The organism is Paraburkholderia sp. WC7.3g, assembly GCF_050436345.1.
Lineage (GTDB): Bacteria > Pseudomonadota > Gammaproteobacteria > Burkholderiales > Burkholderiaceae > Paraburkholderia > Paraburkholderia podalyriae.
On record NZ_JBNDMA010000002.1, the window covers coordinates 2,166,024 to 2,188,670 of the forward strand.

The 22,647-nt window shown below is 59.2% G+C and carries 17 protein-coding genes and 6 pseudogenes; 13 read left to right on the top strand and 10 right to left on the bottom strand.

Translation table 11 applies throughout. The features are described 5' to 3' along the window. Window positions 1–5: 5 nt before the first annotated feature. From OKW43_RS21335 to OKW43_RS21355, 5 genes are all read left to right on the top strand, one after another. A complete protein-coding gene (locus tag OKW43_RS21335) occupies window positions 6–1,445 on the top strand; it encodes an NAD-dependent succinate-semialdehyde dehydrogenase (protein WP_429449648.1) in 1,440 nt (479 codons plus the stop codon). A gap of 11 nt (window positions 1,446–1,456) precedes the next feature. After that, window positions 1,457–2,314: an oxidoreductase gene (locus OKW43_RS21340; RefSeq protein WP_187639222.1), complete on the top strand. Its 858-nt coding sequence runs from the start codon at window positions 1,457–1,459 to the stop codon at window positions 2,312–2,314. An 82-nt stretch (window positions 2,315–2,396) separates the two neighbouring features. Further along, window positions 2,397–3,743, top strand: coding sequence for a hypothetical protein (locus OKW43_RS21345; RefSeq protein WP_429449651.1), 1,347 nt, complete (start codon window positions 2,397–2,399; stop codon window positions 3,741–3,743). A gap of 3 nt (window positions 3,744–3,746) precedes the next feature. Then, window positions 3,747–5,117 (top strand): acyl-CoA reductase, encoded by a 1,371-nt coding sequence (locus OKW43_RS21350; protein ID WP_429449653.1) that lies wholly within the window; start codon window positions 3,747–3,749, stop codon window positions 5,115–5,117. 151 nt (window positions 5,118–5,268) lie between these two features. Continuing rightward, window positions 5,269–6,087, top strand: coding sequence for an enoyl-CoA hydratase-related protein (locus OKW43_RS21355; RefSeq protein WP_222945891.1), 819 nt, complete (start codon window positions 5,269–5,271; stop codon window positions 6,085–6,087). Window positions 6,088–6,174: 87 nt separating this feature from the next. Here the strand turns inward: OKW43_RS21355 and OKW43_RS21360 are convergent. The 3 genes and pseudogenes from OKW43_RS21360 to OKW43_RS21370 form a co-directional block, all read right to left on the bottom strand. Then, a pseudogene (locus OKW43_RS21360) lies at window positions 6,175–6,321 on the bottom strand (IS6 family transposase); the annotation flags it as partial. A gap of 140 nt (window positions 6,322–6,461) precedes the next feature. Continuing rightward, complete coding sequence (locus tag OKW43_RS21365; RefSeq protein ID WP_429449655.1) at window positions 6,462–6,719, bottom strand: hypothetical protein; 258 nt, start codon at window positions 6,717–6,719, stop codon at window positions 6,462–6,464. 46 nt (window positions 6,720–6,765) lie between these two features. After that, complete coding sequence (locus OKW43_RS21370; protein WP_246530484.1) at window positions 6,766–7,035, bottom strand: hypothetical protein; 270 nt, start codon at window positions 7,033–7,035, stop codon at window positions 6,766–6,768. A 459-nt stretch (window positions 7,036–7,494) separates the two neighbouring features. Between OKW43_RS21370 and OKW43_RS21375 the strand changes: the two genes are divergently transcribed. The 5 genes and pseudogenes from OKW43_RS21375 (at window position 7,495) to OKW43_RS21395 (ending at window position 11,777) form a co-directional block, all read left to right on the top strand. Beyond that, on the top strand, window positions 7,495–8,601 hold the full coding sequence (locus OKW43_RS21375) for a phosphotransferase family protein (protein ID WP_429449657.1): 1,107 nt from the start codon (window positions 7,495–7,497) through the stop codon (window positions 8,599–8,601). A gap of 69 nt (window positions 8,602–8,670) precedes the next feature. Beyond that, on the top strand, window positions 8,671–9,768 hold the full coding sequence (locus OKW43_RS21380; RefSeq protein WP_429449659.1) for a phosphotransferase: 1,098 nt from the start codon (window positions 8,671–8,673) through the stop codon (window positions 9,766–9,768). A gap of 109 nt (window positions 9,769–9,877) precedes the next feature. Then, window positions 9,878–10,222, top strand: a complete 345-nt coding sequence (locus OKW43_RS21385; RefSeq protein ID WP_429449661.1) for a hypothetical protein — start codon at window positions 9,878–9,880, stop codon at window positions 10,220–10,222. Window positions 10,223–10,233: 11 nt separating this feature from the next. Then, the gene (locus OKW43_RS21390; protein ID WP_429449664.1) at window positions 10,234–10,989 is read left to right on the top strand and encodes a tyrosine-protein phosphatase; all 756 of its coding nucleotides are present in this window, start codon (window positions 10,234–10,236) and stop codon (window positions 10,987–10,989) included. A 149-nt stretch (window positions 10,990–11,138) separates the two neighbouring features. Beyond that, window positions 11,139–11,777 (top strand): annotated as a pseudogene (locus OKW43_RS21395) (IS6 family transposase). 253 nt (window positions 11,778–12,030) lie between these two features. Here OKW43_RS21395 and OKW43_RS21400 read toward each other — a convergent pair. Next, window positions 12,031–13,254 (bottom strand): ISL3 family transposase, encoded by a 1,224-nt coding sequence (locus OKW43_RS21400; RefSeq protein WP_133665288.1) that lies wholly within the window; start codon window positions 13,252–13,254, stop codon window positions 12,031–12,033. A gap of 155 nt (window positions 13,255–13,409) precedes the next feature. Between OKW43_RS21400 and OKW43_RS21405 the strand changes: the two are divergent. Together OKW43_RS21405 and OKW43_RS21410 are read left to right on the top strand one after the other, a co-directional pair. After that, a pseudogene (locus OKW43_RS21405) lies at window positions 13,410–13,678 on the top strand (DDE-type integrase/transposase/recombinase); the annotation flags it as partial. 223 nt (window positions 13,679–13,901) lie between these two features. Continuing rightward, complete coding sequence (locus tag OKW43_RS21410; protein WP_187639321.1) at window positions 13,902–14,879, top strand: NAD(P)H-dependent flavin oxidoreductase; 978 nt, start codon at window positions 13,902–13,904, stop codon at window positions 14,877–14,879. Window positions 14,880–14,956: 77 nt separating this feature from the next. Here OKW43_RS21410 and OKW43_RS21415 read toward each other — a convergent pair. The 5 genes and pseudogenes from OKW43_RS21415 to OKW43_RS21435 form a co-directional block, all read right to left on the bottom strand. Beyond that, window positions 14,957–16,485: pseudogene (locus tag OKW43_RS21415) on the bottom strand (MBL fold metallo-hydrolase). Between the two features lie 27 nt (window positions 16,486–16,512). Then, window positions 16,513–16,863: a hypothetical protein gene (locus tag OKW43_RS21420; RefSeq protein WP_429449667.1), complete on the bottom strand. Its 351-nt coding sequence runs from the start codon at window positions 16,861–16,863 to the stop codon at window positions 16,513–16,515. After that, a pseudogene (locus OKW43_RS21425) lies at window positions 16,776–17,343 on the bottom strand (hypothetical protein). Before OKW43_RS21425 ends, OKW43_RS21420 begins: the two are co-directional and overlap by 88 nt. A gap of 187 nt (window positions 17,344–17,530) precedes the next feature. Further along, a complete protein-coding gene (locus OKW43_RS21430; protein WP_187639320.1) occupies window positions 17,531–18,568 on the bottom strand; it encodes a spirocyclase AveC family protein in 1,038 nt (345 codons plus the stop codon). Between the two features lie 157 nt (window positions 18,569–18,725). Then, window positions 18,726–21,110: a 2Fe-2S iron-sulfur cluster-binding protein gene (locus OKW43_RS21435; RefSeq protein WP_429449669.1), complete on the bottom strand. Its 2,385-nt coding sequence runs from the start codon at window positions 21,108–21,110 to the stop codon at window positions 18,726–18,728. Between the two features lie 268 nt (window positions 21,111–21,378). Between OKW43_RS21435 and OKW43_RS21440 the strand changes: the two genes are divergently transcribed. Next, window positions 21,379–22,029, top strand: coding sequence for a TetR/AcrR family transcriptional regulator (locus OKW43_RS21440; protein WP_429449671.1), 651 nt, complete (start codon window positions 21,379–21,381; stop codon window positions 22,027–22,029). Between the two features lie 161 nt (window positions 22,030–22,190). Here OKW43_RS21440 and OKW43_RS21445 read toward each other — a convergent pair. Beyond that, window positions 22,191–22,622, bottom strand: a pseudogene (locus OKW43_RS21445) (SDR family oxidoreductase); the annotation flags it as partial. Window positions 22,623–22,647 lie beyond the last annotated feature (25 nt).

Consider the following 22,647-nt stretch of genomic DNA (forward strand, 5'->3'; position numbering starts at 1 on the left):
ACCCCATGACATTGGCCTACCCTGCACCACGTTTATACATTGACGGCGAGTGGACGCTTGCCAGCGACGGCCGCACCCGGCCTGTAATTAACCCAGCGGACGACAGCGTGCTGGGCGCCTTGCCGATAGCTAGCGACGCTGACATCGACCGGGCGCTTGCCTCGGCCCAAAACGGCTTCGAGGCGTGGCGTGCGGTGCCGCCTATCAAGCGCGCCGAGATCATCAACCGGGCAGCACAGTTGCTGCGCGAGCGCTGCGACGAAATCACGTGCATCGCTTGCCTGGAGGAGGGGCAGCCCTTCGAGGAGGGCAAGAGTTATGTGATGCGCGCGGCTGAAATTCTGGAATGGGATGCTGCCGAGGGGCGCCGTGTCTACGGTCGCATCGTACCTTCCGAGCCCGGCCTGCGCCTGATGGTCACACGTGAGCCCATCGGCGTGGTCGCCGCGTTCACTCCCTGGAACGCACCAGTGTTCACACCCTGCCGCAAGATCGGCAGTGTGCTCGCCGCGGGCTGCTCGCTCATCTTGAAGGCGGCCGAGGAGACGCCGGCCAGCACCGCCGCGGTGGTACGGTGTTTCGTCGATGCTGGGGTGCCGCCGGGCGTTGTCACGCTGTTGTACGGCGATCCGGCGCAGATCTCCACGCGCCTGATCGCCTCGCCCGTCGTGCGCCTTGTGACGCTGACCGGCTCGATCCACGTGGGCAAGCACCTTGCCCAGCTTGCTGCGGCGGAGATGAAGCCTAGCGTGATGGAACTGGGCGGCCATGCGCCAGTGATCGTCTGCGAGGACGCGAACGTTGAGGATGCTGCACGCAAGCTGGCCTTCGTGAAGTATCGCAACGCCGGCCAGGCCTGTCTGTGCCCAACGCGCTTTTGGGTGGCAGACGCGGTCTATGATCGTTTTCTCGCTACCTTTACTACCGAGGTGAGCAAGCTGAAGGTCGGCAGTTCCTTTGAGCCGGGTGTGACGATGGGCCCGCTGGCAAATGCCAAACGCCTCTCCGCGATGCAGGAACTGGTAGGCGACGCCGTAGCCCAGGGCGCCCGTGTAGTGGCGGGCGGCGAGCGCATTGGTGATCGCGGCTGCTTCTTCCAGCCCACGGTACTGGCCGACGTGCCCGACGCCGCCCGTATCCTGCGTGAGGAGCCTTTCGGTCCGCTGGCAGTTATTAATCGCTACACCGATCTGGAAGACGTCATTGGCCGCGCCAATGCGCTGCCCTATGGCTTGGCTGGCTATGTGTTCACGCGTTCGGCCAACACTGCGGAGATGCTGTCGCGCCGCCTTGAGTGCGGCACCGTGGGCATCAACCATCTCACTGTCTCAACCTCCGGTATTCCCTTCGGGGGTATTAAGGACAGCGGCTACGGTCGCGAGGGTGGCGCTGAGGGCGTTGAGAGCTACACCGTCGTCAAAACAGTCTCGCATCTGTTCATCTGAAGGAATCCACCATGAATGACAGGAAAACCTGGTTCATCACTGGCTGCGACAAGGGTATGGGCTACGCCTTCGCCGAAGTGATTCTCGCCGATGGCGACCGCGTGGTCGTCACCGCCCGCGACGTGGCCAACATCAAGCCCCTGCTGGACCAATACCCGCAGACCGCCTTTGGGTACACCCTGGACATCACTAATGCCGCCCGTATCCGCGAAGTCGTGGCCGATGCCGAGCGCGCCACCGGTGGCGTGGACGTCGTGGTCAACAACGCCGGCTACGGCGTCCTCGGCCCGGCAGAGACAACCACGCCCGAAGAGTACCGCCCCATGTTCGAGGTGAACTTCTTCGGCATGGCTGAGGTCACCCGTGCCTTCCTGCCCTACATGCGCCAGCGTACGCGCGGCCACATCATGAATACCTCCTCCAGCGGCGGCTTCGCCGCCTCGCCGGGCTTTGGCTTCTACGCCGCTAGCAAGTTTGCGGTGGAAGGTTTTTCCGAATCGGTTTCCCTCGACGTGGCGGCGCTCGGCATCAAGGTCACTATTCTCGAACCTGGCTCGTTCCGCACCGATTTCGCCGGCGGCTCCCTGGTCAAACCAAAGGCGGAAATCGGCGACTACGCCAAGACCGCCGTCAGCTCCACGCTTGACCGCATGACCGCCCGCCATGGAACCCAGCCCAACGATCCGCGCCGCCTCGCCAAAGTGCTGATCAAGCTCGCCCGCATGGAGAACCCGCCACTGCGCATGCCACTGGGCCAGGATGCCATCGACCGGCTGCGGCAGAAGCTGGACTCGGTGAGCGCTGAATTTGACAAATACGAAGACCTCTGCCTCGCCGTCGCCTTCGACTCCGATTGCAAGCTCGACTGAAGCCCGGCTTCAGCCCGCCTCCATTCCTATTGGGAAATAACGTATGGCGGCGCAAGCTGCCACCATACAACGAGGAGATCCAATGACCACCGCAAGACAACAGCTGCTCGACATGGTCGTCCAGAAGGACGGCTTCGATCAGCCCCACCCAAAAATTTTCCCGCTGCAGTTGGAAGCGGCGCAGGAATATTTCTCTATGCGACGGCAGCAGGTATCGGTGCTGGACAAGCGCGCCAAGGAAATGGGAGTCGAGTCTATCAATGGTATCGAAGACATTGCCAAGGTGCTGTTCGCCCACACGAACTATAAGTCCTATCCGCAAGCCTTCATGGAAAAGGGCCAGTGGAAGCACATGACGCGCTGGCTGCAGACCCTCTCCGTAGAATCGCTGTCCAATGTGGAACTGGAAGGCGTGGCCAACGTCGACGAGTGGCTGGACCGCCTTTGGGCTGCCGGCCACTTGGCCAACACGACTAGCGGCACTTCGGGCAAGGTGTCGGTACTCAACCGCACCGCACGCGACCTGGCGTTCTATGAGCGCTGCTACACCCATGCGACGGCATGGCCCACACCGCTGAAGCCTGAACAGACGAGGCACTTCTTCATGATGGGGCCGCGTCGCGGTCCCTATATGTTCATGATTGCCGCTAATACCGCCGCCGAATTGTTCGCTCGCCCCGATTCGTGTCACTTCCTCAGCGACGAACCCATGCGCCTGGTGGATGTTACACGCATGGCTAGTTTGCGCCGCGCCATCGCCGATGGTAGCGCCACCCCCAAAGACATTGCCGGCTTCGAGCAGGCTAACAAACAGCAGGCCGAGCGCAACAAAGCGCGTTTCGACGAAATGGTGGAAATGATCATCGCATTGCGGCATGAACCGCTCTATATTACTGGCCCCTGGTTACAGATATGGCGAGTGATGGAAAGGGCACGGGAAATGGGCGTCAAAGACGGTGAGTTCCATCCCGAGACGGTCATTTCCAGTGGAGGCGGCCTCAAGGGCGTGGAGTTGGTCCCAAACTGGTACGAAGAGCTGTTCAAGTTCTTCGGCAACGTGCGGCGTATGGAGGGATTCGGCATGTCCGAGATGTCCTTCAGCTATCCAAAGTGCGAAGCCGGCAACTATCATCAGGCTCCCTGGATTATGCCGGTTCTGTTCGACGGCAGCGGCGTGAATCTGGTGGATACCAGCAGCGGAGAAGCCACTGGGCGTTTCAGTTTCCTTGATATGGGCCAGGAAGGTCGCTGGGGCGGCATGATCAGCAGCGATAAGGTAACCATGAACTTCTCCGGCAACTGTCCCTGCGGTCGCCATAGCGCCTACATGAAACCGGAGATCAGCCGCTTCCATAATGTCGGTGAGGAAGACAAGATCGGGTGCGCCGGAACCATCGATTCCTATGTCCGCAGTTCACTGCAGGCCTAAACCATGAAAGTTTCAGTTTCCCACTTCATCAAGGGCGACATCGTCACCGGTAGTGCTATGGAATACGGCCCGGCCCATGCACGCTTCGCTACTCCGAATCTGGATCTCGACACTCTCACCTGGCCGCGCACTGAACCGGGCCCTGCATTTGACGTGCCGCTGGCCGAAATCAAGGACCTGCTGGTCGCCACTGGCGAGCGTCTGACAAAAGATCCAAGCGGCTTGCTCGCCGAAGCTTGCGAACAACTGAAAAGGGTTAGCACACTCGACGCGGGTGTTCTGGAGCGAGCCTACGCCACCCTCGGCTTTGCCTTCACCCGTGGGGGTTTCGACGCCCAAATCGAACAGGAGCTGGGCGGCCCTGAGGTGCTGGACGGCTGGAAGGAAATTGTCTCCGGCACCGGGCAGATCGGCCGCATACGGGCCTTCTCGCCACGTCTGGTGCACATCCTTGCGGGCAATGCCCCCGGCGTGGCTGCTCTCTCGATTGTTCGCGGCGCACTGACCAAAAGCGTAAATCTGCTGAAGCTGCCTTCCAATGATCTTTTTTCCGCCACTGCCATTTTGCGCACAATGGCCGAGGTGGCTCCGAGGCATCCGGTGGTACGCTCCTTCTCGGCAGTCTACTGGCGCGGCGGCGACGAGAGGGTGGAAAGCATGCTGTTCAGGCCTCAGTTTTTTGACAAGCTGGTGGCCTGGGGTGGCGAAAGCGCCCTGAGAAGCGCGAAAAACTACATCGGTCCTGGCTTTGAGCTGGTGGCTTTCGACCCCAAGACATCCATCTCCATGATCGGCCGCGAAGCTTTCATCTCCAGTACGGTTTTGAACGAAGTCGCAGTGGCCGGTGCCACCGATGCCACTCCCTTTAATCAGCAAGCTTGCGTATCCAGCCGCATCCAGTATATCGAAGGCAGCGTGGAGGAAATTGACCGTTACTGCGAACTACTGCAGCAGCAGCTCGGCGTTGAACGTCCGACCTGTTCCGTCGTCGGTCCGGAAGTCCCTTCTGAATTACGTGAGCAGATCGAGGTGCTGGCTGACTTCGAGCCCGACTACCGGGTCTGGGGAAAGTTCGACGGAAAAGGCTTGGTCATTCGTTCCCACGAACCTGTGGACTTCTACCCTGATGGCAAGATCGTCAACGTAGTAGTCGTTCGTTCCCTGAAGGAAGCAATCCGATATGTCAATGTCGCCACCCAAACCGTGGGCGTCTATCCACCTGAACGCAAGGCAGAGGTACGCGACCTGCTCGCTTCCGCCGGCGTGCAGCGCGTAGTCACATTAGGAAAGGCCCTCGGCCCTGGACCGGGCTTCGCCCACGATGGATTCTATCCCTTGCATCGCTTCGTGCGCTGGGTGAATGACGAGGATTGAGCGCCTGTCAGCCGGATGTGCCACGGGCAACGGAGGCTCACTACGGCGAGGAGCGCCTGCCGCAGATGGGCGATGGCGAAGGACGCTTCCTCGCCTTGGAGGGGCGACCAAGGAGACGACCATTTTCGGCGTCTCCAACATCGACTATGCCATGGGCAAAATCTTAAAGAACGAACTCAAGGGAATTCATATGAGCGAACCGGAGGTCATTCGCAAACTCGACGGCCACGTACTGATCCTTACCCTTAACCGTCCGGAACGCCTTAACGCGTGGACCTATGACCTGGGTGATCTCTATTTCGACCTGCTGGACAAGGCCGATGCCGACCCAGAGGTGCGCGCCATCCTGGTCACCGGTGCCGGGCGCGGCTTCTGTTCCGGCATGGATGCGGAAGTGCTGGCTCAGTCTGCGAGCGGCGCCAAACGCATGCCCAGCAAAGGTCGCCGCATGACCCACGCCATGAGCATCAGAAAGCCCATCGTCGGCGCCATCAATGGCGCGTGTGCAGGCTTCGGCCTGATTCAGGCGCTGCACTTCGACGTGCGCTTTGCAGCCCGTAGCGCAGTATTCACTTGCGCGTTCACCCGCCGAGGCCTCAATGCAGAATACGGTTCCTCCTGGCTGCTGCCGCGCCTGATTGGCCACGGCCGCGCGATGGACTTGATCCTCTCCGGACGCAAGTTTGATGCCGCTGAAGCCGAGCGCATTGGGCTGGTGAACCGTATTTGCGACGATGGCGAACTGATGTCCGCCGCCCTTGCCTATGCCCAGGAGTTAGCCACCTGGTGCTCCCCCATCGCCATGGCCGACGCCAAGCTCCAGGTCAACTCCGATTGGGACGTGTCCCTGAACGACGCCGAAGATCGGGCCAAGGCACTTGGCCATCAACCAGGCCATCGGCAGGACTTCGCTGAAGGCGTGAAGAGCTTCGTAGAAAAACGCGCACCAAATTTCATTCCCCTTGGATAGGCACGGCAGCGGGCTTTGTCGCGGTAAGGCTCAAAGAGCGACCGGAATCGACATGCGAAGTACTGCTTATATTGCGAGGTTGTAGAATTAATCCGTGGCGGACGGATGGGTTCCGCGAGCACACTTCATCTGCCCTTTGGCGATCATGTGCATAATCTCAATGCCGGCCAGCAGGATCCGGGCACAGCGGAAGGTCTTGAACCCCAGCATGGGCCGCGTTCGTCGCTTGACCGCGAAAATAGCCGGATTGAACAACGGCTTGCGGCCTAGTCTGGGGTTCTTTCTTTTACGCTCATTCGGGTTGATGTTGGGCACCATGCCGCGATTGAAAATGGCCTTGCGGTTGCGCCGGCAGCCGTACACGCCATCCAGGCTTACGACGCTTCCCCGCAGCTCGAGCCCGACCGCGCGTGGACGATGCGCGTGAGCCGCGGCAGCGCTTCTCGCAACAGCGGCGATTCATTGCGATTGCCCGGCGCACTGACAAACGGCGCGATCACGTTGCAATTGCGGTCGCACAGGGCGACGACTTTGCAGCCCTTGACCTTCTTGTGGCCGCTGAAGCCGAGGTTGTCGCCTCCCTTCTTCGCCGCGCTCGTGGTGCCATCACCATGGATGATGCGCGTGTCCAAGCGATCGTCGCAGTGAAGCCTGAACACCGACGCCTCGAAAATGGCATCAAAGCATCCGTCCGATTGCCAGCGCCGGAAGGCGCGATAGATCTGTGTAATGGATCTCATGATGGCCGTGCCGATCCTTCTCGATGGGCAACTCCTTCCACTGGCAGCCGAGATAGAGCGCCTTTAGGATGTAGTTGAAAATCGCATGCGCGCTGAGCTTTCGCGCCGGTCCGCGACGACCCTTGCTCAGATGTGGCCAGACAAAATGCTCGAACTCTTCAACGTTTAATTTCGTTGGAATCCCTTGCCACGACTGGCCTTCGGCCATTTCGACCTTCAAAGCATCGGGATTCTAGCCGATTCGTGTCAGGCTGCTGGAATCCCAAGCCCGGTGGGCCTTTCAACCGATTCCGCCAGCTGCAAAAAACACGCAACCAGTTGGACGCATGCGGCCCATCTCGATCGTCGAGGATGTCAGCACCGGATCGTCAAACATCAACGTACTTTCGCTGCCGAGTTCCGCGGTCCGACGAAGTGGCCTCAAACCGAAGCTCTGACGAGTTATCCACTGGATTTCTGCCAAAAAAGTATCTGCGTTCGAATGCAACTATATGCACGTCATTCAAAAAACGCAACGTTTTTCGTCGTGTGGTTTTCCCCATATTGTCAACGTTGGACTCGGCGCGCGACGATGCGGCGACATGTCCTTAGACAATGCGGTCTATTTTCAATGCTGTAGGCGGTCGCGTGCCGGGGCGCTACAAGATAAATACATTCAGGAAACCAAATGGAATGCGAAGGCCATGTCAAGTCGTCGCCGTTACCGGTCGACGTAAGCGAAGTGACTGCGCAATGGCTGACGCGGGCACTCCAGACCTGTTGCGAGGGTGTCGAGATCGCGTCGCTGAAACTGGTGGACGTCATCTACGGAACAGCAACGAAGCTTCGTGTTCACCTCGAATACAACGCGCGTGGAAATGAAGCCGGCTTGCCGCGGTCTCTGATCGTCAAGGGCGGTTTTGTCCCCGAATATCGACATCTGAATGCGTATATCTACGAGTACGAGGCGCGCTTTTTCGAGGAGGTGCAGCCTGAATTGCCGGTGCACGTTCCTCGCGCGTTCTTCTCGGCGACCGACCATTCGAATGGGCAATCGATTGTCATTCTGGAAGATCTTGCGGAACGCGACGTGACGTTCTGCCGTGTACAGAACACCTTGTCGTACGCGCAGGCTGCCGCAAACCTCGACGCCCAAGCCCGAATTCACGCGCAATACTGGGGTGCGCCCGCGCTCGCTGCAGGCGGTAAGCTTGCCTGGCTGGCGGAACAGGACCCATTGCCGGAGGGGGAGGCCGGCACCTATCACTGGGGGCAACTAAAAGCAGATGTATTCGCCCACTACACCCAGTTGCCGCGAGGGGCGGCGATTCCCAGACAGTTCCATGACCGTGGCTGGATGGAGCGAGCGCTGCTGAATCTGCGTTCGTTCGATCGGCTGGGCCCGATGACGTTTTTACACGGCGATGTGCACTTGGGAAATCTGTATTTCGAGCGCGATGGCACGCCGGGTTTTCTCGATTGGCAATCGTATCGGCGCGGACCATGGGCGCACGATTTCACATACTTTCTCGTGTCCGCACTTGATATCGCCGATCGTCCGAAATGGGAACGCTCGCTGCTTACACACTACCTCGAGCGACTCGCCGCATATGGGGTTGCGACACCGCCGTCCTTCGACGAAGCATGGGATGCGTATCGACGGCATCTCGTGTACGGGCTGTACTTCTGGCTGGTGAATCCCGTTGAATGGCAGGCCGAGATCAATAACTGCGCGGTTGTACCTCGCTTCGCGATGGCCGCTCTCGACCACGACGTGTTCGAGTTGATGGGCTAGAGACTGAAAATTCTAAAAGGGGGGTAAACCTTGTCCGCGCTAATTGTTGCAAGCGACATGAGACTGCCGGTGTCGGTCGATGAAATTTCCGCGAAGTGGCTGACGGCGGCGCTTCAGTTTCGCTATCCCGGTGTCGAGGTCATCCGCTTGATATGCGAGGACGTCTTGTCGGGAACCTCGACGAAGGTGCGTGTTCTGCTTGAGTACAACGGTACGGGAAACGACCTCGGTCTGCCTGCGCGGATGATCGTCAAGGGGGGATTCGAAGAGCACAGCCCGTTGATGAGAGATATGTACCATAACGAGATGCGTTTCTATCGCGACGTACTGCCATTCATCGATATGAACACGCCTCGGTGCTTCTATGCGGGCACCGATCCTTCTGGCTGGCAATCGATCGTCGTGATGGAGGATCTGCGAGCGAGCGGAGTCACGTTTTGTCACGCACAGCGTTCAGCAGGCTATGACGACGTCGCCGCGCGGCTTGTCGCGATGGCGCGTTATCACGCTCAAACGTGGGACAGTCCGGAATTCGCCGAAACCGGGCGATACGGTTGGGTCGGGGAGCGTTTCTCGGGGTGGTCGCTCGACTACATGCGTCGCTATCTTGTGCCTGAAGTATGGCGGCACTATGTTGAACTACCCCGTGGAGCGGCGGTTAGTCGGCTTCTTCACGACCGTGATTGGATGGAGGCGGCGCTAACGCACCTTGGCGAGTCGCATCAAGGCAAGCCGGTGTGTCTGATTCACGGTGACACGCACCTAGGTAATCTTTACGTGACCGCAGACGGAAAGCCGGGGTTCTTCGATGCGCAGGTCAGCCGTGCGCCGTGGAGTCTCGAAGTTTCCTGCCATATCTGCTCGGCGCTCGATATTGCCGACCGGCGCAAGTGGGAGCGCCCATTGCTTGCGCATTACCTGGCCCATCTTGCCGCAAACGGCGTCGAAACTCCTGCGTTCGACGTGGCGAGGGAGGACTACCGGCGAGACCTGGTCTACGGCTACTTCATCTTTGCCATAAACGAGACGCGCTTTCAAACTGAGGCAGTGAACACAGCTTACGCTGCGCGTTTCGGGGCGGCTTGCTCGACCACGGAACGGTCTCGCCAGCGCATTGATGTTCGGCTGACGGGTTCAATACAGATCCGACTGGTGCTCAGGCAATAATGGAACTACTAGTTGCATTATTGCCTGGCGGGGCTTAAGCTAAATCTCCAATCCACGGGTGGAACGGTCGACCGCGCGAACGAACTGCGGCGAACAGTAAGGAGACGAGATGAACGCGACATTGGATGCTGGCGTACTGCCGGCAATGCAGGAACTCCACGTATCGAACGAGATTCTTGACGATCGCACGGCCCTCCAGGCGGCGTGGGACCGCGATGGGTACTGGTTCTTCCGGGACGTGCTCGACACCAAAGCAGTTGGCCGGTTGCGCAGAGTATTTCTCGATGAGCTTTCGCAACTTGGCGTGATTGCCCCAGACGATCCCGTTGCTCGATACAACGGCAAGAGCCTCGACGACTTTCCATTTCGTATGGAGTCGCTCGCGTCGCGCAAGACGTCGAAACTTGCATTTGAATGGCACGCTGGTATTGGTCGGGATGATCGGAAAATATGAGTACCAATCTTGTGCTCGACGGAGCGCCGAACTTCCGTCATTTGGGCGGAATGCCCACGCGGGACGGTCGTCGCATCCGCAGCGGCCGCATCTTCCGTTCGGGCAGCCTTTCAGCGCTGACCGTGCGCGACCTCGACATCGTCGCGAAACTGGGGATTCGCCTGATTTGCGATCTGCGCAGCGATGGGGAGCGCAAAGCGGCGCCGAACCGGTGGCTCCACGACCAAGGCGTGGAGGAGATGCACATCGACATCAGTGCCGATCTGCGTGCGGGGGACACGACACTACTCGAAATCCTGAAGCGCGAACCGAACCCGGAGGGCGCGCGTCGCATGATGCTGCAGACTTACCGGAATTTGCCCGCGGCGTTTGCCCGGCCACTGCGGGGACTGTTTGCACGGCTTGCCGATGGCGACTGTTTGCCGGTGATTTTTCATTGCACGGCAGGCAAGGACCGAACCGGCTTTCTGGCGGCGATCGTCCTCCATGCGCTGGGAGTCTCGCGCGAGACGATCTATCGCGAGTACCTGGGAGGGGCTTGTAGGGAACAGCTGCGTGAATCCGCTGTGCGGGCGATGACGATCCACTTCGGCGGCATGGTCGATGCGTCGATCATCGATGTGGTCGCCGGTGTCGAGGAGCGCTACCTGGATGAGGCGTTCTCTGCGATGGCAGCAAGCCACGGCTCGGTCGATCGTTATCTCGAAGAAACAGCCGGGCTTGACCGGTCGCAACTATGCCGGTTACGGGATACCTTGCTGGAATGAACGGAACGTCCGATCTTGAAACGATGCGAGGAGCAGGCGCCGTATCGGGAGGTGGTATTGAACGGCATGCGAGGGTGTAAAAAGTTTGGTTCTGTCGCACCAACGCGTTCGGCTATGATGGCGGAACAACCTGAACGACCGATAGCCTGATGACGACCGTAAATCCAGCGGTGGCCCGAGTGCTCAAACGCCTGCATTATCCGCTCGATGTGATCCTAACGTGCGTGCGCTGGTACGTGGCGTATCCGTTGAGTCTGCGGCATCTCGAAGAAATGATGGCTGAGCGCGGCATTTCGGTCGATCACTCGACCGTACACCGCTGGACCATCAAGCTGCTACCGGTGCTTGAGAAGGCATTTCGCCGTCGCAAACGTCCCGTTGGCGAGAGCCGACGTATGGACGAGACATACATCAAGGTCAAAGGACAATGGAAGTACTTATGCCGCGCCGTGGACAAGGCAGGCAGCACAATCGATTTCCTGCTGCGAGCCCATCCTGACAAGGCTGCCCACAGCGCCATTTCGAGAAATCGATCGCCCGGAACGGCGAACCCGAAAGCGTAACGCTCGACATGAGCGGGGGCGGATGCGGCCGCCCTCGAAGCCATCAATGCCGGACGTGAAAAGCAGATCAAAATCCGCCAGAACAAATATCTGAACAACATCATCGAGCAGGATCACCGGGCAATCAAGCGCCGCACGCGGCCGATGCCGGGTTTCAAGTCTTTCCGCTGCGCGCAGATTCTGCTCGCCGGCATGGAGACGATGCACATGATCGCCAAGGGTTAAATGGAAGACTGCACTATCGGCCAGACTCAGGCCGACCGTTTCTATTCATTGGCTGCATAAGCATTCCTCATCATGTAGACATTCTTTGGGCTGCAAACCTTATCGCGATACTACCCGATTTCCTGCTGCGGGCCCGTCGTGACAAGGCGGCAGCCCAGCGCTACTTCGAAAGGTCAATCGGCCAGAACGGCGAGCCAGAAACCGTGACGGTCGATATGAGTGGCTATTTCAAAAGTGGAGTGGGTAATGCGGCTCACGAGGCATGTGGATTGAAGGCCGAGAAGTCGAGCTTGCCTGCGATCAGGAACAGCACGGTCCGCATGGTTTTGAAGCTGGCGTATCCGCGCGCCTTGCGCTTGGCAGCTTGAAACAAGCCGTTGATCGCTTCAATGAAACCATTGGTCTGGCGCGTCTGGGCCCACGCGACGATGCCGTCGAAATGACGAAGAATCATGCGTGCGACGTCCTTCATGAGCTCGACCTTGGAACGCATGACGTTGCTACACCACCGGCGCAACATCTTGGAGACTACATGGATTTGCTTGCGATCGAGTATCTCGCGCAGCTGCTCGCGGTACATCCAGGCACGGGCGGTGCGGTTGGTGGTGTACTGGCTGATCAGCGCTTCGAGATCGGTCAGTTGCGCGAGATTCAGCTTGTCAGCATCTTTGAGCAGCGACCAGCGCATGCCCTTCAGTGCAGGATCAGCCTTCTGCTGCTCGCGGCGCACACCATCGAGTGCTTTGGACGCGTGCGCCACCACATGAAACTTGTCGAACGTCACACGTGCATCGGGCAGATGCTCGTCCACGCCCTTGATGAAGGCGGGGGACATGTCGATGCTGACCGATTTGATCTGCGCAGGCGATGCGTTGTGTTGCTCCAGGTGATGGGCAAAGCGTTCGACGACGCCTGCATCCTTGCCTGGCGTGACGAAGACCACGCGCCTGCCATCCATGTCAGCGACGAGCGAGACATAGTCGTGGCCACGTCGGCACGAGGTTTCGTCAATGGCCACCGCAGTGACTTCGGACAAGTCAGTGGCGGCCACGGCCATATCCACGTACCGATCACATATGGCCTTCACGCGATGCCACGACAGGTTCACCAGACGAGCCACAGCCGCAAATGTCATCTCCCGGCACAACGTCAGCACGAGCGCTTCAAACAGCAGCGTAAAGCCATCCAGCTTACCCATCCAGTCAGGCTCCACGAGCCGCACCGAGCCGTCCGGCAAGCGCACACGCGGCACCCGTACCTCCAGATAACAGTCAAACTGGAAGAAATTGAGGTGGCGCAGCCGTTTGATGACCGTGTCGTGCACCGGGTGTTCGCCCGGCACCCCGGGGTAGGCAAACCGGCTGCCCGCGACAAAGTCCACGGCAATCGTCAGTTCCGTGCTGAAATCGACGCCTTGCACATACCACGGCGCGTTGATTCCCAGGGCCGCCTCAAAGAGTTGGGTTTGGTTCGTCATTGTTCGCATTGTCTTGCAGGGCTGGTTGCAGCATTCTGCCGCAACCAGCCCTATGCCAGCTTACTTGCGCCACGCGCGTCAAGTGTTCGCTTCGCCGGGCTGACGCCCGCACTTGACCCGGCAACCACCCACTCGAGATTCGAAAGAAGCATATGAGTGGGGCCTATCCGGCTGCGCTGCAGGCCCTGAATGCTGAGCGCGAAACGCCTATCCGGATCCGCCAGAACAAGTATCTGAACAACCTGATTGAACAGGACCATCGAGCGATCAAGCGTCGCACGCGACCCATGCTCGGGCTCAAGAATTTTCGCTGCGCCCGCATTCTTCTGGGCGGCATCGAGATCATGCATACGATCAAGAAAGGGCAGATGAAAAGCGCAGAAAAAACTGTCTTTCTGGTGCCCAGCAGTTCTACTCGCTTGCCAACTTAAGCAGTACTAGGCATTGCGCTGTCGCTCATCTCAATTCCCTTATCGCGACAAAACTTCCTCATTCGGGTGTGCAACACAGTTGTGTCGGCAACATGAATAAAATGTATATAATTGCACGGTGTTCGCAAATAAAAACGAGTGGCACCCGTCGTACTCGACGCTGAGCGGGCCGTACGCTGAAGAATCAGGTTGCACTTACATCACAGGGAACAGCACATGAAGACGCGCATTACAGAGTTGCTGGGGATTCGATACCCGATCGTTCAAGGCGGCATGATGTGGGTGGGCCGCGCGGAACTGGCCGCTGCAGTCTCGAATGCCGGTGCGCTCGGCACCATCACCGCGCTCACGCAGCCCACGCCCGAGGCACTGCGCAACGAGATCGCCCGGGTTCGATCAATGACGGATGAGCCGTTCGCTGTGAACCTGACCATTCTCCCGACGATCAAGCCGGTGCCGTACGACGAGTACGTGCAGGCGATCATAGAGAACGGCGTGAGGATCATCGAAACGGCGGGGCGCAATCCGGAGCCGCATATGCCGGCGTTCAAGGCTGCGGGAATCAAGGTCATTCACAAGTGCACGTCGGTGCGTCATGCGCTGAAAGCAGAGGCGTTGGGTTGCGACGCCGTCAGCGTGGACGGCTTTGAATGCGCCGGCCATCCGGGCGAGGACGATGTGCCGAACCTGATCCTGTTGCCGGCGGCAGCGTCGAAGCTGCGCATCCCGATGCTTGCGTCGGGTGGCATTGCCGATGCCCGCGGGATGGTCGCTGCGCTCGCGCTTGGCGCGGATGGGATCAATATGGGTACGCGTTTCATGGCCACGCGGGAGGCGCCGATTCACGAGAACGTCAAGCGCCGGCTCGTCGAGCATGATGAGCGCAATACCGCGTTGATCTTTCGCACGCTGAAGAACACGTCGCGTATTTTCAGGAATTCGGTAGCGGAGCAAGTGTTGGAGCTCGAGCAGAAAGAGGGTGCAACGTTCGCGGACCTCAAGCCGCTCGTCAGCGGTGAACGCGGCAAGCGTATGTACGAAACGGGCGATACCGAAGACGGAACCTTCCCGGCTGGCCTCGCAATCGGGCTTATCGAGGATATTCCTAGCTGCGGGGAACTCGTGAGCAGGATGGTCATTGAGGCGCGCGCGCTCATTCGTGGCCGGCTGGCAGCGCTCGTGGAAGAGAGTTGAGTCCGCAGCAAGACAGCAGTCCAATATAGGGTTGTCCGCGCCCGGGATCGAACAGGCGCGGGCAGCGGATGCATGCGTTAGGGGCGCGAACAGGCCTGTGAGGTATGACGTTGTTCGTCGAGCCGTTCGAGGTGAGCGAGCAGCGAGCGCGACGCGGCGGGCCAGAGCCTTTCGGGAACGTCATCGTAAGCAACACGCAGCCAGTCTTCGAGCGAGCCGTTCGGCAGCGCCTTCACCTCCTCGGCGATCTTCGCTTCACGGGCGAGACGGTGGGCCTTGAGGCGGGCGATCTGGTCACGCGCGGTCGAGCACGTACCCATGCGCCGGCAGAATGAAGTCGATTTCGCGTTCGCTGCAAAGCGCGTCCAATCGGTCCACAGACGTCAGATACGCAGTCACATTGCCGTCCGGCGGATCGATGATCGATGTGCTGCCATTCAGAATGTGATCGCCGCTGAATAGCAGTCTGTCCTCAAAAAGGGCGAGGCACACGTGGTTGCTTGCGTGCCCCGGCGTCGAGACGACCAGCAATCGATGCGTGTGGGCATCGTCCGCGAGCACCAGCAATTCGCCGTCACGCAATTCACGATCGGGGACGAAATGGCTGCTTGCCCGGGCGAGCGGTCCGGACGGCACGCCGAGAATTGGCGGCTTGTGCGCGCACATGGCCTGCAGTGGCCGTGCTCCAGGCGCGTGATCCACGTGCGAGTGCGTGCAGACGATCATGCGAATGTCGCCACCGGTTGCCGCGAAAAGACGTTGAAGGTGCGCGCGCTCGCTGGCCCCGGATCGATCACGATGAAGCCGGCCGTCGCGGTGCCGACAACATAGCTATTGGTGCCCGGACCCGTCATCATGCCGCCGTTCGCCGTGGTCACGCGCATTACGTTTCTGAGCAGTGGGACGGCTTCGGTCGTTCGCCAGTCGAGAGCGTGTAGCACCTGGTCGTCAGGACAGACGAGGCGCAGTTCCCCGTATGGGGGATCACCTTCCATGCAGCGCACGACCGCGCCTGCCTTCAGGCCGCCGCGCGGACAGCTGCGCCACAGTGAGCTTTCGCTTGCACACGCCGCGAACAGCGCTTCGACCGAGTCGAACGAGCGCAGGCGTTCCAGCGTGCGCACGGTCGGGAAGATCATCGAGAAATCGCCTGCGGCGTGGCGCTCGAGCGCCGCCGACGGCGAGTGTTAGCAGCATTCTGCGTGCAATGTGCTGCGATCGCCGCGTGACGGTCGAGTCTCGCGATATCGCGAGACTCGACGAAGGTGGCGTCACGTCGTCGTGCGAGCAGCACGCCGAGTTCCTCGAACGTCTCCCGGATCGCGGCGACGGCCTAAACTGTTTGAATATCGTCTTGCGCGACGCGCCGTGGTACGCCTTCGGCGATTTGTGTATCGGACGGATCGATCGCTCCGCCTGGAAAGACGAGGGCGCCTGGCGCGAAGCTCGCTTGCGCCGAACGCCGTGTCATCAGCACTTCAATGGCGGGCGATCCTTCGTGGTGCGTGTCGCGCAGCAACAGCATCGTTGCTGCGGGGCGGGGCGAAACCGGTTGTCGTTGCGGGTGGAGCAGTTGTGCGGGGCGTACTACGTCACTCCCTCTGATTGAATGATTGAGCGCTACAGGCGGCCCCTAAACGCGCTCGAAGATGGCCGCGATGCCCTGGCCTCTGCCGATACACATCGTCACGAGCGCATAACGGCCGCCGCGACGGTGCAATTCGTGAATGGCTTTCACCGCAATGACAGCACCAGTTGCGCCAATCGGATGGCCGAGCGAGATGCCCGATCCATTCGGGTTGACTTTGGCGCTGTCGATTTCTAGCTCCTTCGCTACGGCGCAAGCCTGCGCTGCGAAGGCTTCGTTCGCTTCGATCACATCGAGATCCGCCACGGTCAGGCCCGCGCGCTGCAGCGCCTTGCGCGTTGCCGGTCCGGGCCAATGCCCATGTACTGCGGATCGACGCCCGCGTGAGCCCAGCAAACGAGCCGTGCCAGCGGACGAAGGCCGCGTTGTTCGGCGGCGCGGCGCGTCATCAGCAAGAGTGCCGCAGCGCCGTCATTGAGACCGGACGCGTTGCCTGCCGTGACCGTGCCGTCTTTCTGGAACGCTGAGATCCGCGGCGGTCGTACCGGGCAGCACATGCTCGTCGGTGTCGAACACCGTCTCGCCCTTCTTCGTATGCAGTGCCACGGGCACGATCTGCTCGCTGAACCTGCCGTCCTGAATAGCTCGGCCGGCGCGCTGATGGGATTCGACAGCGAGCTGGTCCTGGTCGTCACGAAAACGTGCGCGGTTCGGTAGATAGGTAAGTGGAGGCAGCCGATTTCCATTACACCGTGACACCTGAGCGAACGGTGCGGGTCTCACAGTGCGCCTTGAGCCATTCCCTTGGCCCGCAATCTTCAGCGACTTTAACGAAAGATCGAGATGCCTTAACGTATCTTTATTCACTAAAGGCATTCAAAGTATCGGGTTGGTTGTGCGTGACGGTCAAGATGCCGCCGTCACGCGAGAGCGAGAGCGTCCTTTCAGCCTGAATATTGGCGGCTCCTCCTGTTCGCAATAGAGAATCTGGCGAGACCGACTAATGCGAGGGAGAAGCCTGTGATACTGCCCTGATCTCGGCTGATTGCTGCAGTCCAGAATGTCACTTTCTCGTTTGCGTTTGGATCGGGACTCCAGGAGCGGGGCATGGGTAGCCGGACGTGCCGCCGCAGATCCCGTTATCCAGATAGCTGGGCAATTTGGGGCGCTCGTCGATATAGAACGACACCCAAATCAGCAGGATGGCATAAATGAGTAGAGTTATATTTACGTAACCGCTTACCGCGAGGCCACGCGCAATCTCGCGAGCGCATCCCGACGAGACGCGATCGGCGCCGCGTTCGAAGAACATTCGGCCCTCCTTATCCGTAAAATAGAAAGCCGCTGCGCTGAATGTAATGACAACGCCGTAAATGATCGCCTCGTAGAGCGGAAATTGCTCCGGCGTTCCTGGGAAGATACTCCACGCTCGGATTACTCCGACGTAAGCGAAGACGCCAAGGTAGCAGAGGACTGCTTCGTTGACTAGATCGTTAAGGATCACAGCCGCGGCACAAACCAGAGTGAGTTGCACACCGTTCAGCGACGGCCATTTTCCCTTGACCCACCGCATCACGCCGACGCCGAACATTACCATCGCCGGGACCAACGCCACATACATGGACGGCTGCATTGCCAAAGGCTCGGGCATCAGATGGTCGTTGGGGCTGATCCATCCGGGAATAAAGCTTCCCCAGGATCCGACGTTCACCATATGCGAGTTAAAGACAAACTGCGGGCGCACGTAGCCGATGATCAGATCTTGCCATGTCATCGCTACCCACCCGATTTGAATGAGGTTGAATGCAGAAAACTCCCGCTTCTTTATCAGCGTATAGGCAATATGCAAGAATCCCCACACTACCGAAATACCAAAGACCACTTGCACGACAAGAATAGCAATCGATGTGCGGAGCGGCATTGGATCCGGGCCAGGCGGTGTTGGTGCCAGTTTGCCGGACATCAGCCATGACCCAATCACGTAGATCTGCAACACCCAGAATGCAGCACCGACGAGCGCCCACCATACAATCGGCCGTGCCTGCGTGGTCTGCGCGACCGTTTCTTCGGGCGCAAACGCTCGTATGTCCATTTTGTTCATGACTTGGTTCTCCTAATTTATGTGATTACATTGCCACATTGAACTGAAGCGACTGGCATCACTTCAACCAGAATGCACTTCCAGGATACGGCAGCCTATGATTGAACAAATTGCGTGCAACTCGTGGTCCGCAGATCCCGGCCAACACTTACGTCGCTCACAGATTCAGCACAAGCGTTGACGTCTTCGCACGTGAGCAACAGGGCAGGAACAGTCGTCCCTGCGCTTGCTCACGGGAATCGAGGAAACTGTCGCGATGATCCGGGTCACCCGAGACGATAGTGGTGACACAGGTACCGCATACGCCTGTCTCGCATGATGTTGGGATTGCGCAACCAGCTTCGTTCAGCACTGCAAGGGCGGATCGATCCGCCGGGACCTCGAGCGTGCGCCCGCTCTTTGCCAGTGTGATTGTGAAAGAGCGATTTCTCCGAAAATCGGGCTGCCCTGCGGAAAATCTTTCGACATGTACACAGGTTTCCGGCCACCCCTGAGCGGTTGCCGTGGCTAGCGCCGCATCGATAAAGCCGCCAGGTCCGCAAATGTAGAGGTGCCGAGCCGTTGCCTCCTTTATCAATTGGCTCAAATCTATTCGCTCCGCGCTCGGAGTATCGTCGCTATGAACGAATACGGAGCGTGCGTACGGCGCAGTCGCTAGCCGTTCGCGGAACGGCAATCTCGCCGCATTTCGTACGAATATGTGCAGAGCGAACGGCGTGCCCACCGCATGCAGCTTCTCGGCCATCGCGAGCAGCGGTGTCATGCCAATCCCACCGGCGAGCAACAGTGCGGAGGCTTCCGGATCTGTAAGCGGGAACATTTGCTTTGGGCCGCGCCATGAAATCGTGTCACCTTCTTGGAGGTCGTCGCATAGCATTCTGGAGCCGCCTCGGCTCTCCACCTCGCGCTGTGCACAAATCAAGAAACGACCGTCATCCTCAGGGGCATTGCAAAGTGAATATTGGCGAGTGAGAGTTCCCAGTCTGATGTCGATATGGGCGCCGGGGTCGAACGCTGGAAGCGCCTCGTTATCTTCGTGCTGCAACAGGAAGCTGAAGACGCCGTCCGCTTCCTTGCGCTTTCGCACGATCCGGGCGCTCCTCCACTCTGGCGTAGAGTTCGGCTCGCTGGACTCGGCCGCCGGATGACGAATCGACCGCTGGGTATAGTCAAACGCAGGCATTGGCGAGGTACGGTCCTTGGCGCCGGGACCGGGCCGAAACGCATGGGCCAGAACGCGAGCGGTGACGCTGAGGGTGCCTAGCACAGCGGGATCGTCGAGCAGGTGCATCACCCGCATCAACTTGATGTAGAGATCTAGATGCTTCTGCGCCGCCTCGGCAAACCGATCGAAGAACCAGTTCTGCGCTGCAAAGAAGCGGGGGCGTTTTCCGTCCGCAGATGGGAAACGCAAATCGTATCCGCATGAAAGCTGCGAGGCGATGTCCTGCACTTTCTCCGAGTAACGATAATAAAGTCGTCCCAAATTGGGATGATCCAGGCCTTCGCGCCCAATTACGGCCTCGAGCGACCGTGCTGCGAGCACAGCGGAGGTCATGCCTTGACCGTGGACGGGATTGAAAACGCAGCCGACATCTCCGACGGAGATATAACCCTTCGGTAAGCCTTCCCAGCGCGAGAACCACCGTCGCCGATTTACAAAGCCTTTAAATGCATATATTGGCGATATGGGCTCAGCGAGACTCGTCATCTCATGCAACAACGGAGTGCGCAAGCCGTGGCGAAGCAGCTCATTGAAACCGGCCGTGTCAGTCGGCGGATATTGACGCTCGTAGCCCCAGGTGGTGACGAGCCAGCGACCGCCCTCCACCGGAGCCAGCGATCCTCCCATCGGATTGTCGAGGCTCGATGCCGAATAGGCGGCCTTCCACCACCACCCGGCGGGAAGTTCCGAAGGAGCTGCGTACCAGCGACTGCTGTAGCCGCAATGAGCATCTACGATCGTTTCTTCTGGTGCGCCATTTCCAAGGGCTTCCAACCACGCGACTGATTTCGACGCTCGACCGCTCGCGTCTACGACCAAATCAGCCTCGATCATCCGCTCAGACCCATCGTCGCGGCTGCGAACATTCACGCCCAAGACCCGTCTGGCATTTGCGTCATGCAGAAGGCCAATGACCTCTTGACCAAAAAGGATCTCGATGTTCGCGATCTGCTCTGTTGCGAGCGTGCGAAGCGAGTTCTCTAGAAGCGTGCGACTTTGGAATAGAGTCTCCACGCCAGGCTGGCGTTTCATCCAACCCGTCGGACCAAAAAATGCGAAGTCCATTCCGGGATTTACTAAATGGGCGCCGCCACCGAGGAGGCGCTCACTGAAGCCCGGAAATAGAGCATCCAGTTCTACCCGGCCTCGCCCAAGAAGTGCGTGCTGATGCTGGCTCTGGGGTGCCCCCATGCGGTGCGGCTGCCCCGAATCAAGCGTATCGCGTTCTACGACTGTAATCCGGCCAACGTGCTGAGCCAGAACCTTCGCTGCGGATACGCCGGCGATACTTGCCCCAATGATGATGACGTGCTGCATGCTCCTCCCTCGCTCGGGTTTTTTGGAAGGATACTACCCAGTTTCCTTTTTGAACAGATATTCGAATATTATTCGTAAATGCGATCTCATGCGGAGTACGATGGAACCTTCGAATCGCGTTGGGCTATGTGCGAGTTCAAAATTGGGCCGTCAAGTAGAGTGGCCCGTTCGCATCCTTAACCACGGAAATCTAACCGTTGCTATGCTTTCAGTTCCGTCCAAAAACGCCAGATTGCAGAGATCCATACCAAGCATGGCGGCGACCGAAATGACCAACTTGATTCAACCGCCCCCACCGGCCGAACTGTGCTCCACGAGACAGGCCCGCACACGCCAGCGCCTGCTTTCCGCTGCTGCCGCCGAATTCCAGGAGTCGGGGTTTGATCGCGCCACGATGGACGGAGTGATCAGGCGCGCAGGCGCGAGCAAGCGTACGCTCTACCGGCATTTCATCGACAAACAAGCCCTGTACGAGGCCGTGATTTTGAGTATGGCTTCGATCGTCGAGGATCCGTTACCAGACCTTCGGCATGATCCCCGCGAACTGGAGGCGAAATTAGTCGATGCAGCGTTGTGGATCAACGCGATTTGCCAAAACCCAATGCGTCGATCGATCATCCGGAACGTGATTGCAGAAGAGCCGCGATTCCCGCATATGGCGCGGGTCACTCAGGAAATCGGCTTCCTGCGCGAAGGTGGCACGTTTGGACCGCTTGTATTGTTCTTCGACCACCTGATCGCCCAAGGCGAAATCTGGTTCGACGATGGCGTGGATGCAACCGCGATGTTCGCGAGCCTTGCTTACGGAGGCGTACGCTTTCTGCTGCTTCCGACGGAATCGCTAACAGCCAGTAAGCATTGGGCGCAACTTGTGGTACGGCTCTTTTTGTCTGGCGCCAAGAAGTCATCTGTCAACTAGATGGATGGCCAACAGCCGCATGCCGCTCCATTTCGGAATGCGGATATTGCCGAACGGTTGCGATCGGCAATGGATTATTCGATAGTGCATTGCCAAGTGGCTGACCACCGCATTGCTCGCGCCGCGCCCGCTTCGTCGGGCGCGGGCCTGGCAGGGATCGCTTACACTGGATCCAAAGGCGTGAGCGCCATCGAAGGGACGTTCGGGAAGAACCTGGATTCGAATGCCGGCATCACCTGTTCGGCAATCGCTTCAGGCGTCCAGCCGCCGTCGCGATGCAGAGAGCGGATCATGCGGATCTGGTTGAAGAAGTAGATCTCGTTGGCTCGCAAACCGAAGATCTGGCCCGAAACTTTGGCGGTTTTGTCAGAGGCGATACAGACCGCGAGCGGCGCAATCTTGCGCGATTCCATGCGCTTGAGGATCTCGACGCGCGCTTTTTGTTCCGGCGTTTCCGACGGGATCGAGGCCGTCATTGCGGTCCACGCCCACGGTGCGATGCAGTTGGATCGCACATTGAATTTCGCCATGTCGAGGGCAATCGACTTCGACAGACCGACCACACCCATCTTGGCGGCCGAATAGTTGGCCTGCCGTTAGGTCTGCGGATCGACGGCG